2 protein-coding genes are annotated in these 851 nt (G+C 58.0%); one reads left to right on the plus strand and one right to left on the minus strand.

Annotated features, from left to right (window positions below):
* A partial coding sequence (locus EJ105_RS27660; RefSeq protein ID WP_250168890.1) for a hypothetical protein occupies positions 1–187 on the minus strand: 187 nt, incomplete at its 3' end.
* Between the two features lie 138 nt (positions 188–325).
* Between EJ105_RS27660 and EJ105_RS27665 the strand changes: the two genes are divergently transcribed.
* Positions 326–595, plus strand: coding sequence for a helix-turn-helix domain-containing protein (locus EJ105_RS27665; protein ID WP_250168891.1), 270 nt, complete (start codon positions 326–328; stop codon positions 593–595).
* Positions 596–851 lie beyond the last annotated feature (256 nt).

An 851-nucleotide genomic window follows, 5' to 3' on the forward strand; every position in this document is an offset into this window, starting at 1 on the left:
CGCCGGTGACGGCCATCGCCCGAAGGCCGGACATGAGCAGATAGTTCTGGACCTCGAACGCGTTCAGGCCGTCCGGCAGGAGATATTTCTGCTCGAAGATGCGGTCCTTGTAGCCGAACTCGACGCCGCGCTGGGCCAAGGCGGGCGCCAGGGCCGGAATGGTGATCGAGGCTGAGAGCACGGTCACGACAGCGATTGAGCGGCACACACGACCCCAACAAGCGCACTTGCGCTTCATGAACTGACTCCCCCCGACGCTGCAGAAATAGCTAACGTGCACTTTAATGCGTAGCACAATAATCCACAACATCGACGTTCTTTGCGAATGGAGGATTTGCAGAGAACGCTCGCGTCCAACTTGCGCCGCTATAGGCTTCAGGCAGGCCTTTCTCAGGAGGAGATCGCCGAGCGGATGTCTGTTGACCGGGCGTACGTGAGTGGCCTTGAGCGTGGACGCCGCAATCCCACCCTCTCAACACTTGTGTCGGCTGGACAGGCGTTAGGAGTTCCGGTCGCGACTCTACTAACGGAAGAGCCCACGTCAGAGGAGGCTCCTAAGCGTGTAAGGGCTCCAAGGCGCAAACCCACCGGCTAGCCTTTGAGCGCCCACTCACGGCGTGCCTCGCGCGCGTACGGCAGCCTACCAAAAATGTGGGGCGAGATGTGGGATGACCAGACTCTCTTGGGTCTAATTATCTGATTTTAAAAGGAAATTTTCAGAAACTGGCGGGCCGCGTCCGATAGTGATGATCACTACGTTTTCGCTATAGCACTATGAAATCGCTCGCCGCCCCATGTTGCGCGCGAGATCGAACGAATTGCGCAGCGTGTGGCTTTGATTGTATGGGGAC

The sequence above is a fragment of the Xanthobacter aminoxidans genome (assembly GCF_023571765.1).
GTDB classification, from domain to species: Bacteria; Pseudomonadota; Alphaproteobacteria; order Rhizobiales; family Xanthobacteraceae; genus Xanthobacter; species Xanthobacter aminoxidans.

What these genes read in the sequence shown, in the direction of transcription:
- EJ105_RS27665 (WP_250168891.1), top strand. Translation starts at nt 326, where the DNA reads ATGGAGGATTTGCAGAGAACGCTCGCGTCCAACTTGCGCCGCTATAGG.